This is a genomic window from Pseudocitrobacter sp. 2023LY-00077 (assembly GCF_055796175.1).
On the sequence record NZ_JBSPEI010000003.1, the window covers coordinates 233,180 to 248,009 of the forward strand.

The 14,830-nt window shown below is 53.7% G+C and carries 17 protein-coding genes; 11 read left to right on the forward strand and 6 right to left on the reverse strand.

Features of this window, described 5'->3' with window-relative positions:
- Positions 1-143: 143 nt before the first annotated feature.
- Positions 144-1,403, forward strand: coding sequence for a valine--pyruvate transaminase (gene avtA, locus ACWWFX_RS05460; protein WP_253897268.1), 1,260 nt, complete (start codon positions 144-146; stop codon positions 1,401-1,403).
- Positions 1,404-1,408: 5 nt separating this feature from the next.
- On the opposite strand, the gene ACWWFX_RS05465 is transcribed toward avtA, so the two are convergent.
- Entirely contained in the window at positions 1,409-1,873 is a 465-nt protein-coding gene (locus ACWWFX_RS05465) for a 4Fe-4S binding protein (protein WP_276219026.1), read from the reverse strand.
- Between the two features lie 127 nt (positions 1,874-2,000).
- Complete coding sequence (gene yiaJ, locus ACWWFX_RS05470; RefSeq protein ID WP_108476478.1) at positions 2,001-2,816, reverse strand: IclR family transcriptional regulator YiaJ; 816 nt, start codon at positions 2,814-2,816, stop codon at positions 2,001-2,003.
- Positions 2,817-3,076: 260 nt separating this feature from the next.
- Here yiaJ and yiaK point away from each other — a divergent pair, with 260 nt between their 5' ends.
- The 9 genes from yiaK to ACWWFX_RS05515 all read left to right on the forward strand — a co-directional run bounded on the left by yiaK (position 3,077) and on the right by ACWWFX_RS05515 (position 11,033).
- Positions 3,077-4,075: a 3-dehydro-L-gulonate 2-dehydrogenase gene (gene yiaK / locus ACWWFX_RS05475; protein ID WP_456146853.1), complete on the forward strand. Its 999-nt coding sequence runs from the start codon at positions 3,077-3,079 to the stop codon at positions 4,073-4,075.
- 11 nt (positions 4,076-4,086) lie between these two features.
- Positions 4,087-4,554: a YhcH/YjgK/YiaL family protein gene (locus ACWWFX_RS05480; protein ID WP_276219032.1), complete on the forward strand. Its 468-nt coding sequence runs from the start codon at positions 4,087-4,089 to the stop codon at positions 4,552-4,554.
- 25 nt (positions 4,555-4,579) lie between these two features.
- Positions 4,580-5,506, forward strand: a complete 927-nt coding sequence (locus tag ACWWFX_RS05485) for a DUF4862 family protein (protein ID WP_473223374.1) — start codon at positions 4,580-4,582, stop codon at positions 5,504-5,506.
- 37 nt (positions 5,507-5,543) lie between these two features.
- A complete protein-coding gene (locus ACWWFX_RS05490; RefSeq protein ID WP_473223375.1) occupies positions 5,544-6,860 on the forward strand; it encodes an MFS transporter in 1,317 nt (438 codons plus the stop codon).
- A 55-nt stretch (positions 6,861-6,915) separates the two neighbouring features.
- Complete coding sequence (locus ACWWFX_RS05495; protein WP_473223376.1) at positions 6,916-8,421, forward strand: FGGY-family carbohydrate kinase; 1,506 nt, start codon at positions 6,916-6,918, stop codon at positions 8,419-8,421.
- Positions 8,418-9,074 (forward strand): 3-keto-L-gulonate-6-phosphate decarboxylase UlaD, encoded by a 657-nt coding sequence (ulaD, locus tag ACWWFX_RS05500; RefSeq protein ID WP_456146850.1) that lies wholly within the window; start codon positions 8,418-8,420, stop codon positions 9,072-9,074. The genes ACWWFX_RS05495 and ulaD overlap by 4 nt, the downstream gene beginning before the upstream one ends.
- Complete coding sequence (locus ACWWFX_RS05505) at positions 9,074-9,934, forward strand: L-ribulose-5-phosphate 3-epimerase (RefSeq protein WP_231825936.1); 861 nt, start codon at positions 9,074-9,076, stop codon at positions 9,932-9,934. The genes ulaD and ACWWFX_RS05505 overlap by 1 nt, the downstream gene beginning before the upstream one ends.
- The gene (gene araD / locus ACWWFX_RS05510) at positions 9,928-10,623 is read left to right on the forward strand and encodes an L-ribulose-5-phosphate 4-epimerase (RefSeq protein ID WP_276219042.1); all 696 of its coding nucleotides are present in this window, start codon (positions 9,928-9,930) and stop codon (positions 10,621-10,623) included. The genes ACWWFX_RS05505 and araD overlap by 7 nt, the downstream gene beginning before the upstream one ends.
- 98 nt (positions 10,624-10,721) lie before the next feature.
- Positions 10,722-11,033 carry a hypothetical protein gene (locus tag ACWWFX_RS05515; protein ID WP_473223377.1) on the forward strand — a complete coding sequence of 104 codons (312 nt, stop codon included), beginning with the start codon at positions 10,722-10,724 and terminating at the stop codon, positions 11,031-11,033.
- On the opposite strand, the gene ACWWFX_RS05520 is transcribed toward ACWWFX_RS05515, so the two are convergent.
- The 3 genes from ACWWFX_RS05520 to ACWWFX_RS05530 all read right to left on the reverse strand — a co-directional run bounded on the left by ACWWFX_RS05520 (position 11,030) and on the right by ACWWFX_RS05530 (position 12,597).
- A complete protein-coding gene (locus ACWWFX_RS05520) occupies positions 11,030-11,437 on the reverse strand; it encodes a type II toxin-antitoxin system HicB family antitoxin (protein ID WP_108476491.1) in 408 nt (135 codons plus the stop codon). The genes ACWWFX_RS05515 and ACWWFX_RS05520 overlap by 4 nt on opposite strands.
- A gap of 16 nt (positions 11,438-11,453) precedes the next feature.
- Positions 11,454-11,639 (reverse strand): type II toxin-antitoxin system HicA family toxin, encoded by a 186-nt coding sequence (locus tag ACWWFX_RS05525; protein WP_015962514.1) that lies wholly within the window; start codon positions 11,637-11,639, stop codon positions 11,454-11,456.
- A 217-nt stretch (positions 11,640-11,856) separates the two neighbouring features.
- Positions 11,857-12,597 (reverse strand): MipA/OmpV family protein, encoded by a 741-nt coding sequence (locus tag ACWWFX_RS05530; RefSeq protein WP_473223378.1) that lies wholly within the window; start codon positions 12,595-12,597, stop codon positions 11,857-11,859.
- A 123-nt stretch (positions 12,598-12,720) separates the two neighbouring features.
- Between ACWWFX_RS05530 and ACWWFX_RS05535 the strand changes: the two genes are divergently transcribed.
- A complete protein-coding gene (locus ACWWFX_RS05535) occupies positions 12,721-13,695 on the forward strand; it encodes a LysR family transcriptional regulator (RefSeq protein WP_276219049.1) in 975 nt (324 codons plus the stop codon).
- Here the strand turns inward: ACWWFX_RS05535 and ACWWFX_RS05540 are convergent.
- Positions 13,692-14,828, reverse strand: a complete 1,137-nt coding sequence (locus ACWWFX_RS05540) for an HlyD family secretion protein (protein ID WP_015962511.1) — start codon at positions 14,826-14,828, stop codon at positions 13,692-13,694. The genes ACWWFX_RS05535 and ACWWFX_RS05540 overlap by 4 nt on opposite strands.
- Positions 14,829-14,830: the final 2 nt, after the last annotated feature.

A 14,830-nucleotide genomic window follows, 5' to 3' on the forward strand; every position in this document is an offset into this window, starting at 1 on the left:
GCGGGCCACCGCAACATAAAGCTCCGCATACGTAGATAATCGCAGGTGGTTATTCCGACGCACCTGTCATTAAGCCATTTGCACCGCGCGGGCGGTGGCGTTATGGTGAGCCTCTTTACAGCAATAGCAGTCGATGATCCGCGATGAAATTTTCACTTTTCGGCGATAAATTCGCCCGCCATTCAGGCATTACGCGCCTGATGGAAGACCTGAACGATGGCCTGCGCACTCCCGGCGCAATCATGCTCGGCGGCGGTAACCCCGCGCAAATCCCCCAGATGAATACGTACTTCAAAAACCTGTTGGCGGATATGCTTGAAAGCGGTAAAGCCACGGATGCGCTATGTAATTACGACGGTCCTCAGGGGAAAAGTGAGCTACTCGCGGCGCTGGCAGAAATGCTGCGCGAAGAATTAGGTTGGGATATTGAACCGCAGAACATTGCACTGACAAACGGCAGCCAGAGCGCGTTTTTCTACTTGTTCAATCTCTTCGCCGGTCGCCGTGCCGATGGCACCACCCGCAAGGTGCTGTTCCCGCTGACGCCGGAGTATATCGGCTATGCCGATTCCGGCCTGGAAGATGAACTGTTCGTCTCTACGCGCCCCAATATCGAGCTGCTGCCAGACGGCCAGTTTAAATATCACGTCGATTTTGATCGCCTGCCGATCAACGACGAAACGGGCATGATTTGCGTCTCGCGCCCAACCAACCCGACCGGCAACGTCATCACCGATGAGGAAGTGCTGCGTCTGGATGCACTGGCGAATCAACACGGCATTCCGCTGGTGATTGATAACGCCTACGGCCTGCCGTTCCCGGGCATTATCTTCAGCGAAGCGCGCCCGCTATGGAACCCGAACATTGTGCTGTGCATGAGCCTCTCCAAGCTCGGCCTGCCGGGCAGCCGTTGCGGGATTATCATCGCCAACGAAGAGATCATCACCGCCATCAGCAACATGAACGGCATTATCAGCCTTGCGCCTGGCGGAATGGGCCCGGCGATGATGTGCGAAATGATCAAACGCCGCGACCTGCTTAAGCTTTCAGAAACGGTGATTAAACCGTTCTACTATCAGCGTGTTCAGGAGACGATCGCGATCATTCGCCGCTATTTGCCGGAAGAACGCTGTTTAATTCACAAACCCGAAGGGGCGATTTTCCTCTGGCTGTGGTTTAAAGATTTGCCGATCACCACCGAACTGCTGTACCAGCGCCTGAAAAAACGCGGCGTGTTGATGGTGCCGGGCGACTACTTCTTCCCGGGTCTGGAAAAACCGTGGCCGCATACACACCAGTGCATGCGTATGAACTACGTGCCGGAGCCGGATAAAATTGAAGCGGGCGTGAAAATTCTGGCGGAAGAAGTGGAACGCGCGTGGCAGGAAAGTAACTGCATCTGACCGCTTCAGGCAAACAGAGCCTTGATGCCAATCTTACTCGTATCCACACAGCGTAATGCCGATGTCGGACACGCCTCCACACACGCTGGCCCCTGCGCGCGATGCTGACATAAATCGCACTTAATCGCCTGGGGCCGCGCATTCTGTACCACCACACGCATCGCGCCAAACGGGCACGCCACCATACAGCTTTTACAGCCAATACAACGCTGCTGTTCAACGGAAATGTACTCTTTTTCACGGCGAATCGCCCCCGTTGGGCACACGTTCATGCACGGCGCATCTTCGCACTGATGACACGCCACGGCGGACGAGAACGTATCGCCTTTCACCACCTGAATGCGGGGAAGGAAAGCTTCACGCGACACGGCTGCGCAATCCTGTTCCGCCTGATGCGACACCACGCAGGCCACTTCACAGGTACGGCAACCGATGCACTTCTGCGCATCCGCAACAATAAATGGGTTCATTCTCCACTCCATCCGGGGCTCCAGCCTTAAGAGTGCCAGAGCGGATGGCAGGCACGCCTTGATCCCGCGCGGGAAAGGCGTGTTTTTTGTCAGACGCCAGAGAGGATCTGGCGGTATGCCTGAAACGCTAGCTGCGAACGCTAAAACCGAGTTCGTTAGAAATAGCCAGCGCCGTTTCACGCAGCGGCTTCAGCAGGTTTTTCTCGCCTACCTGTTTAAGGCGCGACGTCGAGAGCGAAATCGAGATGGCGTAAGGAACACGACCATGAATATCAAACACCGGTACCGCAATACAGGATACGCCTAACTCATTCTCTTCCCGGTCCATCGCCATGCTGCTTTCGCGAATTTGCGCCAGCTCATCGTACATCGCCGGCAGGCCGGTAATGGTATTGCGGGTCAGCGGCTGGATTTGTTCCTTGTGGCTTTCCCAGTAGCTTTCGACGTAATCCGCATGGCCAAACGCCATGTAAATTTTGCCCATCGCGGAGCAGTAGAGCGGCATGTGCTGGCCGATATAGGCACGCGTACGCAGCATCCCGGTAGTCGGTTCCAGCTTATAGATCAAAATCGCGTGGTCGTCTTCACGGCTGGAGAAGTTCACCGTCTCACCCGTCGCGAGGTTCAGCGCCTCAAGATGCGGCGCGGCAACGTGAATGATATTAAGCGACGAGAGCGCTTTTTGCCCGACGGCGATAAATTTAGTGGTCAGCCGATAGCTTCCGGCGGCAGGCGCGGGCGTCACATAACCGCACGATTGCAAACCTTGCAGCAGGCGGTGAACGGTACTCTTGTTTAACCCAGCCAGCTCAGACAAATGCGCCAGCGGGCAACCGTTGGGATAGTTACTTAAGATTTCAATCAGCATCAACCCACGAAACAGGCTCTGGCTTCCTGCTGGCCGCTCTTTCTCCGACGTCATTTCACTCTCTTTATCGCTCATGCCGCTGCTCCCGTTTTTATCGCGCTCTGATGGTAGCGCAAAGTGTGGCTCAGTTCACGATCTGGACAGAAAATTTGTAATCACTTGATTTTACGGTGTTTTGAAAAATATGGAACAGATTGCTTTGTTAAAAAACGATCGCTATATTTGAAATCAGATTTCGCAATGTGAAATATACAGATCAACAAGCACCCAGAAACAGCTTCCAAACGGATGCTTGCGCTGATGAAAAATCGAGCAAGATGTACTGGAGATGACGTATGTTAGTTAGCTTTGCAGACCTGAAAAATGAGTTCACCCGCGTCCTGCTGGCGCGTGGCGTGGCGGCAGATACGGCAGAAGCCTGTGCCGACATGTTCGCCCGCACCACCGAGTCAGGCGTCTATTCACACGGCGTCAACCGCTTCCCGCGCTTTATCCAACAACTGGAAAACGGCGACATCATTCCCGATGCCTTACCTGAGCGCATTACCAGCCTTGGCGCAATTGAACAGTGGGACGCGCAGCGATCCATCGGCAACCTGACGGCGAAAAAGATGATGGATCGCGCCATTGACCTGGCTTCCGATCACGGTATTGGGCTGGTTGCGGTACGCAACGCTAATCACTGGATGCGCGGCGGCAGCTACGGCTGGCAGGCAGCGGAGAAAGGCTATATCGGCATTTGCTGGACGAACTCCATCGCGGTGATGCCCTCCTGGGGCGCGAAAGAGTGCAACATCGGCACCAACCCGCTGATCGTCGCGATTCCTTCCACGCCGATCACCATGGTGGATATGTCGATGTCGATGTTCTCTTACGGCATGCTGGAAGTGAATCGTCTGGCGGGTCGCCAGCTACCGGTCGATGGCGGCTTTGACGATGAAGGCAATCTCACCAAAGAACCGGGCGTGATTGAGAAAAACCGTCGCATTCTGCCGATGGGTTACTGGAAAGGTTCCGGCCTCTCTATCGTGCTGGATATGATTGCCACCCTGCTCTCTAACGGCGCATCCGTTGCCGAAGTCACCGAAGACAACAGCGATGAATACGGTATCTCGCAGATTTTCATCGCTATTGAAGTCGACAAACTGATCGACGGCGAAACGCGCGACGCCAAACTGCAACGCATCATGGATTACATCACCAGCGCCGAACGCGCGGATGAAAACGTCGCGATACGTCTGCCGGGCCATGAATTTACCCGACTTCTTGAAGAAAACCGCCGCAACGGCATTACCGTTGACGACAGCGTGTGGGCGAAAATTAAAGCCCTGTAAGGAGATGCGCCATGATTTTTGGTCATATTTCTCAACCTAATCCCTGCCGGCTTCCGGCAGCGATTGAAAAAGCGCTCAATTTCCTGCGCACGACCGATTTCAGCCAGCTGTCGCCGGGCGTGGTAGAAATCGATGGCAAGACCATTTTCGCGCAGGTCATCGATTTAACCACGCGCGAACCACATGAAAATCGCCCCGAAGTACATCGCCGCTACCTGGATATTCAGTTTCTGGCGTGGGGAGAAGAGAAAATCGGTATTGCCATCGACACCGGTAATAATGAGGTGAGCGAAGAACTTCTTGAACAGCGCGACATTATTTTTTATCACCACAGCGAGAATGAATCGTTTATTGAAATGGTTCCCGGAAGCTACGCTATATTTTTCCCGCAAGACGTCCATCGCCCGGCGTGTAATAAAAACGGGGCAACGCCAATCAGGAAAATTGTGGTTAAAGTCGCGGTGTCGGCACTGAATTAACGAACTCAATTTTCAGGAGTGAAAAATGAATACTCATAACGCCGGTTATATTATCGGCGCGTATCCCTGCGCGCCGTCATTCCACCAGCAAAGTGAAGAGCAGGAAGCTGAATTCTGGAAGCAGCTTGTCGACACGCCGCATATTCGCGGGCTGGAACAACCGTGCCTGGAAAATCTGCATCCTTTTGGCGATGAATGGTTGTTAAAACACACGCCTGGTGAGTGGCAAATCGTGGTCACTGCCGTCATGGAAACCATGCGCCGTCGTGGGGGAAATGGTGCCTTTGGCCTGGCCTCTGCCGATGAAGAGCAGCGCCAGCAGTGCGTGGCGTATTATCGCCATCTGCTCAATAAAATTACGGCAGTAAATAAGGCGCACCCCGGCAAAGTTATCGCGCTGGAAATGCAGGCTGCACCGCAGGCAGGAAACGGGAACGTCCAACAGGCTACAGACGCTTTTGCCCGCTCAATCAACGAGATTACAGCCTGGGACTGGCCGTGCGAACTGGTGCTGGAACATTGCGATGCGATGACTTCCGCTGCACCGCGCAAAGGCTTTCTTCCACTGGAAAATGTACTGGAGGTGCTCTCTGACCGCGACGTTGGCGTCTGCATCAACTGGGCGCGTTCCGCCATTGAAGGCCGCAATACCGCTTTACCGCTCGAGCATACGGTGATGGCCAAACAGGCCGGGAAACTGCGCGCGCTGATGTTCTCCGGCACCACGCTTGAGGGTGAATATGGCGAGTGGCAGGATCTGCACGCACCGTTTGCGCCCTTCTGCCCGGACAGTTTAATGACCGCAGAACACGCCAAATCACTCTTTAATGCGGCGGGGCCTGCAACCTTACAATTTTCCGGTATCAAATTACTGGAAATTAATGCTAATGCCTCCGTTAATCACCGCGTAGAAATACTGCGCGACGGCATAAGCCAGTTACAGAAAATCTAATAATAAAAATACTTATCCTCTTTAAGAGAACATTATTATGAATAATTCATCATCTGTACCTACAGTAATACCACACCAGCGCTGGCTCAGAATTATTCCACCGATTCTGATTGCCTGTATTATTTCCTATATGGACCGCGTCAATATCGCCTTTGCTATGCCAGGCGGTATGGATGAAGAACTTGGTATTTCCGCCACTATGGCAGGGCTGGCGGGCGGGATATTCTTTATTGGTTATCTCTTTTTGCAGGTTCCCGGCGGCAAAATTGCCGTTCACGGTAGCGGTAAGAAATTTATCGGCTGGTCACTGGTGGCATGGGCTGTTATTTCCGTTCTCACCGGCGTGATCACCAACCAGTATCAATTACTGGTTCTGCGCTTCTTACTCGGTGTGGCAGAAGGCGGCATGCTGCCGGTGGTACTCACCATGATCAGCAACTGGTTCCCGGATGCCGAGCGTGGGCGTGCGAACGCGATTGTCATTATGTTCGTCCCTATCGCCGGAATTATCACGGCCCCGCTGTCAGGTTGGATCATCACGGTGCTCGACTGGCGCTGGCTGTTTATCATTGAAGGCCTGCTCTCTATCGTCGTCCTGGTGCTGTGGTCGCTGACGGTCTATGACCGGCCGCAGGAAGCGCGCTGGATAAGCGAAGCCGAGAAAAACTGGCTGGTGAAAACGCTGGCGGCAGAACAACAAGCTATCGCCGGCACAGAAGTGCGTAATGCTTCACTCAGCGCGGTGCTTTCCGATAAAACCATGTGGCAACTTATCGCGCTCAACTTCTTCTATCAGACCGGGATTTACGGCTACACCCTCTGGCTGCCAACCATTCTCAAAGAGTTAACCCACTCCAGCATGGGTCAGGTGGGGATGCTGGCGATTCTGCCTTATGTCGGCGCTATTGCCGGGATGTTCCTTTTCTCCTCGCTGTCGGACAAAACCGGCAAACGTAAGCTGTTCGTCTCTTTGCCGCTGATTGGTTTCGCGCTCTGCATGTTCCTTTCTGTCGCCCTGAAAGAGAACGTCTGGCTGGCCTATGCCGCTCTGGTTGGCTGTGGTTTCTTCCTGCAATCCGCAGCGGGTGTGTTCTGGACCATTCCGGCCCGCCTGTTCAGCGCCGAAATGGCCGGTGGCGCACGCGGCGTGATTAACGCCCTCGGTAACCTCGGCGGCTTCTGCGGCCCTTACGCAGTCGGCGTACTGATTACCCTCTACAGCAAAGACGCGGGCGTTTACTGCCTGGCGATATCTCTGGCACTGGCGGCACTTATGGCCCTGCTGCTGCCAGCGAAATGCGATGCCGGCGCAGCACCAACGAAAGCCGTCACACCACGCAAACACGCAGCATAAGAAATTCGCCCGGTGAGCACTTTTCACCGGGCGCGTCAGCACACGGGAAAGAAAGATGAGTGATAAAGAAACCTTCTGGCTGGGTATCGATTGTGGCGGTACTTATCTGAAAGCCGGGTTGTATAACCGCCAGGGAGAGGAGTTCCGCGTGGAGCGCCAGTCGCTTCAAACGCTCAGCCCAAAACCGGGTTATGCCGAGCGGGATATGCCGTCGCTCTGGCAGGCCTGCGCCGACACCCTTCGTCGGCTAATACAAAACAGTGGTATTAGCCCCCATCAGGTGCAAGGCGTAGGCATTTCCGCTCAGGGTAAGGGGCTGTTTCCTCTTGATAAAAACGATAAACCGCTCGGTAACGCCATACTGTCTTCCGACCGCCGGGCGCTGGAGATCGTCCGTCGCTGGCAGCAGGATGGCATCCCAGAAAAACTCTACCCGCACACCCGCCAGACCTTATGGACCGGGCACCCCGTTTCGCTGCTGCGCTGGCTAAAAGAGAACGAGCCGCAGCGTTATGCACAAATCGGCTGCGTGATGATGGGCCACGATTTTCTGCGCTGGTGCCTTACCGGCGTGAAAGGCGCGGAAGAGAGCAATATCTCTGAATCCAACCTCTACAACATGAACAGCGGGCGTTACGACCCACAGCTCACGCGCTGGCTGGGTATCAGTGAAATTGACAACGCGCTGCCTCCTGTCATCGGCTCAGCAGAAATTTGCGGGGAAATCACGCCTCAGGCGGCCGCTCTTACCGGTCTGGCTGCGGGAACACCCGTTGTTGGCGGTTTGTTTGACGTGGTTTCCACCGCACTCTGCGCGGGCCTTGAAGATGAACACACGCTTAACGCCGTGATGGGCACCTGGGCGGTGACCAGCGGTATTACCCAGGGGCTACGCGACCATGAACCACACCCTTATGTTTATGGCCGCTATGTGAATAACGGCGAATACATCGTTCACGAAGCCAGCCCCACGTCATCCGGCAATCTGGAATGGCTGACGGCGCAATGGGGCGATATCTCTTTTGATGAGATAAATCAGTCCGTCGCCAGTCTGCCCAAAGCGGGAAGCGGCCTCTTTTTCCTGCCTTTCCTCTACGGCAGTAACGCCGGGCTGGAGATGACCAGCGGCTTTTACGGGATGCAGTCATTACACACTCGTGCGCATCTGCTTCAGGCCGTTTACGAAGGAGTGGTGTTCTGCCACATGACCCATCTCAACCGGATGCGCGAGCGCTTCACCAATGTTCACGCCCTGCGTGTCACCGGCGGCCCGGCCCACTCCGATGTCTGGATGCAAATGCTCGCCGACGTCAGCGGCCTGACGGTCGAACTGCCGCAAGTGGAAGAGACAGGATGTTTTGGCGCCGCGCTGGCCGCGCAGGTGGGAACAGGCCTTTTCGTCGATTTCCACGCCGCGCAACACGCCCGTCAGCTAACCATCCGCACGTTGAAGCCCGACGCCGCAGCTCACACGGCCTATCAGAAAAAATATCAGCACTATCAATTTCTTATTGAAGCCCTTCAGGGCTTCCATGCCCGCATCAAGGAGTACAACGCATGAGCATCCCTCTGTTACAACTGGCGCTCGACCACACCAGCCTGCAGGCCGCCCAGCACGACGTGGCGCTGCTGCGCGACCATGTGGATATCGTCGAAGCCGGAACCATTCTCTGCCTGACCGAAGGCCTGAACGCCGTTCGCGCGCTGCGCGAACAGTGCCCCGATAAAATCATTGTTGCCGACTGGAAGGTCGCGGACGCCGGCGAAACCCTGGCACAGCAGGCATTCAACGCGGGTGCAAACTGGATGACCATTATTTGCGCCGCCCCGCTGGCGACCGTCATTAAAGGCCATGAAGTGGCACAGCAACACAATGCCGAAATTCAGATTGAGCTGTTCGGCAACTGGACGCTGGACGACGCTCGCGCCTGGTACGCCGCCGGTATCCGTCAGGCCATCTACCATCGCGGGCGCGATGCGCAGGCCAGCGGGCAACAGTGGGGCGAAGCAGACCTGTCACGTATGAAAGCGCTCTCCGATATCGGGCTGGAACTCTCCATCACCGGCGGTGTGACACCCGCTGACCTGGCGCTGTTTAAAGAGGTCAACGCCAAGGCCTTTATTGCCGGGCGAGCGCTGGCTGGCGCGGCGAATCCTGCACAGGTCGCGGCGGAATTCCACGCGCAGATCCACGCTATCTGGGGAGAGAAATAATGCGTCGTCACCCGTTAGGTATTTATGAGAAAGCGCTGGCGAAAGATCTCACCTGGCCAGAAAGGCTGGTACTGGCAAAAAGCTGCGGCTTTGATTTTGTCGAGATGTCCGTCGATGAAACCGATGAACGTTTATCCCGCCTCGACTGGAGCACCGCACAACGCGCCTCGCTGGTAGAAGCGATGCTGGAAACCGGCGTCGCGATTCCATCAATGTGCCTGTCTGCGCATCGTCGTTTTCCATTTGGCAGCCGCGATGAAAATGTGCGCGAGCGTGCGCGCGAGATCATGACCAAAGCCATCAAACTGGCGCGCGACCTCGGCATTCGCACCATCCAGCTCGCGGGCTATGACGTTTACTACGAAGATCATGATGAAGGTACGCAGCAACGCTTCGCCGAAGGGCTGGCGTGGGCGGTAGAGCAAGCCGCCGCCGCACAAGTGATGCTGGCGGTGGAGATCATGGACACCGCGTTTATGAACTCCATCAGCAAGTGGAAGAAATGGGATGAGATGCTCTCTTCCCCGTGGTTCAGCGTCTACCCGGACGTCGGCAACCTGAGCGCCTGGGGCAACGACGTGCCTGCTGAACTGGCGTTAGGCATTGACCGCATCGCCGCGATTCACCTGAAAGATACTCAACCGGTTACCGAGCAAAGCCCAGGCCAGTTTCGCGATGTGCCGTTTGGCGAAGGGTGCGTGGATTTTGTCGGCGTCTTTAACACCTTACAAAAACTCAACTATCGCGGCGCCTTCCTGATTGAGATGTGGACGGAAAAAGCCAAAGAGCCGGTACTGGAAATTATTCAGGCGCGCCGCTGGATTGAAGCACGCATGCAGGAAGGAGGATTCACATGTTAGAACAACTGAAAGCCGAAGTGCTGGCAGCAAATCTGGCGCTGCCTGCGCATCAACTGGTGACCTTCACATGGGGCAACGTCAGCGCGGTGGATGAAACGCGTAAACTGATGGTGATTAAACCCTCCGGCGTTGAATACGACGTGATGAGTGCGCAGGATATGGTGGTGGTGGATATCGCCACGGGTCAGGTCGTTGAAGGCAGCAAAAAACCCTCTTCCGATACGCCGACGCATCTGGCGCTCTACCGTCGTTACGCAGAGATTGGCGGTATTGTGCATACCCACTCGCGCCACGCCACGATTTGGTCACAGGCCGGGCTGGATCTCCCGGCATGGGGCACCACGCATGCCGACTATTTTTACGGTGCCATCCCCTGTACACGGCTGATGACCGACGCTGAAATCAACGGCGAATACGAATATCAAACCGGTGAAGTCATCATTAAAACCTTCGAGGAGCGCGAGCTAAATCCAATGCAGGTACCGGCCGTACTGGTACATTCTCACGGCCCGTTTGCCTGGGGAAAAAACGCCGCCGATGCGGTACACAATGCCGTGGTGCTGGAAGAGTGTGCGTATATGGGGCTGTTCTCCCGCCAGCTCGCACCACAGTTGCCGGAAATGCAAAATACGCTGCTTGATAAGCATTATCTGCGTAAGCATGGGGCGAAGGCGTATTACGGGCAGTAACTAATTAACCACCCGGCAGCACGACAGGTGTTTGCCGGGTCAGGCTTATTTCCTCATGATATAATCACGCCACCTTACCTTCCCATGAGAAAATAAAAATGAGCAAGGACAGCAGCACCGACGTCACTCTGAAGCGTATCAAACCGTCATCCATCTATCGGCTGATGCTGATAGGTCTGGGTATCCCGCTGCAAATCTTTGCGGTGGTGTGCGGCGTAATGGGGATCTTTGGCGCCGATATGGTGAAATGGAACAATCAGCCGGTACATGGCATTCTCGCGCTTCCGGCTGCGATAGTTAGCGCCCTGTTCGTTACTGTTCTCTTTACCGCATTCCTGGGTTCCGTCGCTTGTCTGGGGCTGTGGATCTACAGCCGTTTCCGCCCGCTTGAGGTGAAAACACTGGATTAACCCGGCAACACTCGCCGTGCAGCTTCAGCCAGAAACGCGCTTCTGTTGGCATAGTCAGGATTGTTACGAACAAACGAGTCAATCTTTTGCAGAAGCCGTTTCGGCATAGTGATGTTAATCCGCTCGGCTCTGCCCTCAAACTGATTCATATTGATGTCGACGAGCAACCATTGCCCGCCAGTATAGTTTTGTGGATCACAAGCCAAATGCGTCTCCACAGAACCCGGTAAGGGCAATTCTTTATTAAGCTCACAAAGCGCTTCAAAATGCGCAACCAACGCCCCTCGCGCATCCTGAAAAGTGTCATCAAGAGAATCCCCCGCGAAATAACAACCCGGTACATCAGGGAAAAAACCACTGCTGCTGCCATCGGGGTCGGTGTGTATATAAGCCGGATAGAACATAAAAACTCCTGGTGATTTACATTTTTATCCCGGCCTGGCGGCAAATCTGGGCCAGGGTTCCCGGTTTAATATCTTTGCGAGGATGCGGTACAGTGACCAGCCCCGCTCGGCTGGGATGATGAAACTGCTGATGGCTTCCCCGGGTACGAACATGTACCCAGCCGTGCTGTTTCAGGATTGCAATAACCTCCGCGCTCTTCACATCCTTGCCCTTTTTTAATTATACACACAATACACACCATACCTATGTCCTCCATCACAATATCGCAGCGCCAAACGTGATGCAGCCAGGAGATTTTGCTTCAGGAAAGTGGCTCGAAAAGAAAAGCAGGGAAGCGTGTAATAGGTAGCTAAGAATGCGAATCTCTTCGCAAAACACAGTATTAACCCGGCAACATACTGCCGGGTTAATGCGCTTATCAGAAATGCCAGCTCGCGCCAGTCAGGAAGGTAAAACTGTCGTCACGATCGACCATCGGGCTGTTTTTAATGTCATCCGGCAGCACGCTGTACATCGCGCTCGCCTGCAAAATGATGTTCTTCGTTAAAGGATATTTCGCGCCGATGCCAATGTATGGCGTCCAGCTGTCGTCCGGAGAATATGACGAGAGCCCGCTACGGTGCGATTCCCCCGATGAGATGCCGTAGTAGTAGTCGTTAAAGTTTTTATCGTAATAGAGCACACCCGCAGAAGGCGTGAGGGTCAGTTTACCGAGCGGCATCACGCGAAAGAGCGACATCTCTGCTACCCAGCCGTCGCTGTTATCCAGAATATCGGTCGCGGCGGAGACCTTCAGACTGCCCCATTTTTCGTGGTGATACCACGCGGCGCCCGCCATCGCAGTGCTGTCACGCTTATCCAGACGGCTCATCGCATGATCGTCGTTATCCGATGGAGAAAATTCCAGCGGCATCCATGATGCAGTGATGCTGATTTCGTTCTTTTCACTCTTTGAAAGGATGTAACCTAAGGTTGTCTGGCGAATATATAAGGATTCGCCCTCATAACTGATTAGCGGCACGACATGGGTATTTTCATTATAACCACGGTACGGTGATTCATTATATACCGCCCCCGCACCAATAGATAATTCAGACGCTGTTGCAGTTGCCATAAACGACAAAGCAATCAGCGCCGTAACATTGCGTGTATTTAACATTCCCGGCTGTCCATTTTAAAATAGGAAAATAAAGCGCGAGAATAATAATGTTTACAAATTCATCAATGCAATGTTCATATTTATATAGTAATATATAAAATCATATATATATTAGGTTTAGCGATGAATAATTTACAACTTAAGCCCCGGGAGCTGAAGATTATCTCGGTCATCGCGGCCAGTGAAAATATCAGCCATGCCGCCACAATTCTTGGCATTGCACAGGCCAACGTCAGTAAGTATCTTGCTGATTTTGAATCAAAAGTTGGGCTTAAAGTTTTTGACCGTTCACCCCGAAAACTGACCCTTACACCTTTCGGTACGGCCTTACTTCCCTACATCAATGACATGCTCGATAGACACGAGCAGCTTAACAATTTCATTGCTGACTATAAGCATGAGAAACGTGGTCGGGTGACTGTTTACGCCCCTACCGGGATAGTCGCTTATCTGGCAAAGAATGTCATCGCAAATATTGTGGATATTGGTGATATTACCTTTTCGCTTAAAACGTACAATCTGGAACCCAAAGCATTTTATGATGGTGTCGAGTTCCCGGACGATTGCGATGTCTTAATTACTTACGCGCAACCGAAAGATGAATCATTAGTCGCCAGTTTTATTACAAAATATTCCGTTACCGCGTTTGCCAGCCCCAATTATCTCAATAAACATCCGATTCATGGCCCGGAAGAACTGGTGCAGCATTCGTGTATTTTGATTGATTCGATGATGATTGGTGAGTCAAATATCTGGCGATTCAGCGCCGGAGAAAATAAATCATCCGTCGATTATCGGGTGAAAGGTAATTACGTTTGCGATAATACGCAGTCTGCGCTGGAGCTGGCGCGTAACGATCTTGGTATTGTATTTGCCCCCAAAGAGAGCGTCAGAAATGATATGCAGGCGGGTACGCTGGTAGCCTGTTTCCCCGATCAGCAGGAGTGGTGGTTGGATCTGGTGGCTATCTTCCGCAAACGCGAATATCAGCCGTGGCGGGTGCAGTTTATTCTGGATGCCATGCTCAGTGAAATACGTAAGCAGCTTGCTGTGACGCGTCTGTTGCCGTCACAGCAAGTGCCTTCAAACGATAATTAGTGGTCGAGATAGAGGTAATGCACCCAGCTGGTCATTCGCAGCAGCACTTTGCGCATCACCGATACATGACTGAAATGGTCGGAGTAGACCGCCGCCTGCGCGTAAATACCGTCGGGTAGCGCGCTGAGGTCAGCATTTTCGTCCAGTTCAATCGTCGCAATCACCCCTTCCGAGCCCGGCGTCGTATTCAGCGACTGCAACACGCCCGTGGATTGATACGTTCCGCCGGGAACCGCCGGGCTGATGGCCGCCAGTTTGCCGCTGAAAACCTGGCCCGGCAGCGCATTGAACACCACTTCAGCCTCATCGCCTGGCTCCAGCCTCAGCAAAGAGTTCTGGCGGAACTGGGCAATAATCTGCCGTTTTTGGTCAGGAATAAAGACCATCACCGGGCGCAGCGGCAGCGCGGCGGCGTAGGTTCCCGGTCGAATCAGAACCTGCGTGATGTAACCGTCGCTGGGCGCGCGAACAACCGTTTGATCCAGGTTAAACTGTGCTTCCGCAAGCTGTGCTTTCAGGCTGGCGATTTGAGAATGCTCGCCCAGCACCATGCTATCCAGCTCGCTCTGGATCTGTTTCTGCTCTGCCGCAGATGACTTAACTGAGGCTTCCTGCGCCAGATAGTTTTGCCGCGCCGCGTCAATATCGCGTTCTGAGAACGGGTTTACTTTGGCCTGGCTGCCCTGAAGATAGCGCTGATAATCTTTCGCCAGCTTGTCACGCGTCGCTTTCGCCTGCTGGGTGTTGGCCATCATCTCATCGAGCTGCGCCACCAGCGCCTGTTGCTTGTGCTCTGCCGTCACAATATCGGCCTTCAGGCGGTCTACGCGCGCCTGATAGCGAGTCGGATCAAGCTTAAATAACACCTCACCTTTTTTAATCAGGGTATTTTTCTTGTCCGTGACCTCCGTTACCACACCGGTAACCAGCGGAACAACGGGAATAGATACCACCGCTTTTTGCGCTTTAAAGGTATAAGGATGGTTATAATTCATAAGCAGAATTAAACCGCTGACAATAAATATACCGCCCAATGCCGCCGTCGGAATGGTCCATTTATTAACGGGAATTTTGAATATTTTAAACAGCGCCCATGCGAAAGCCACATAGGTCAGGATGATCAATAAATCCATAA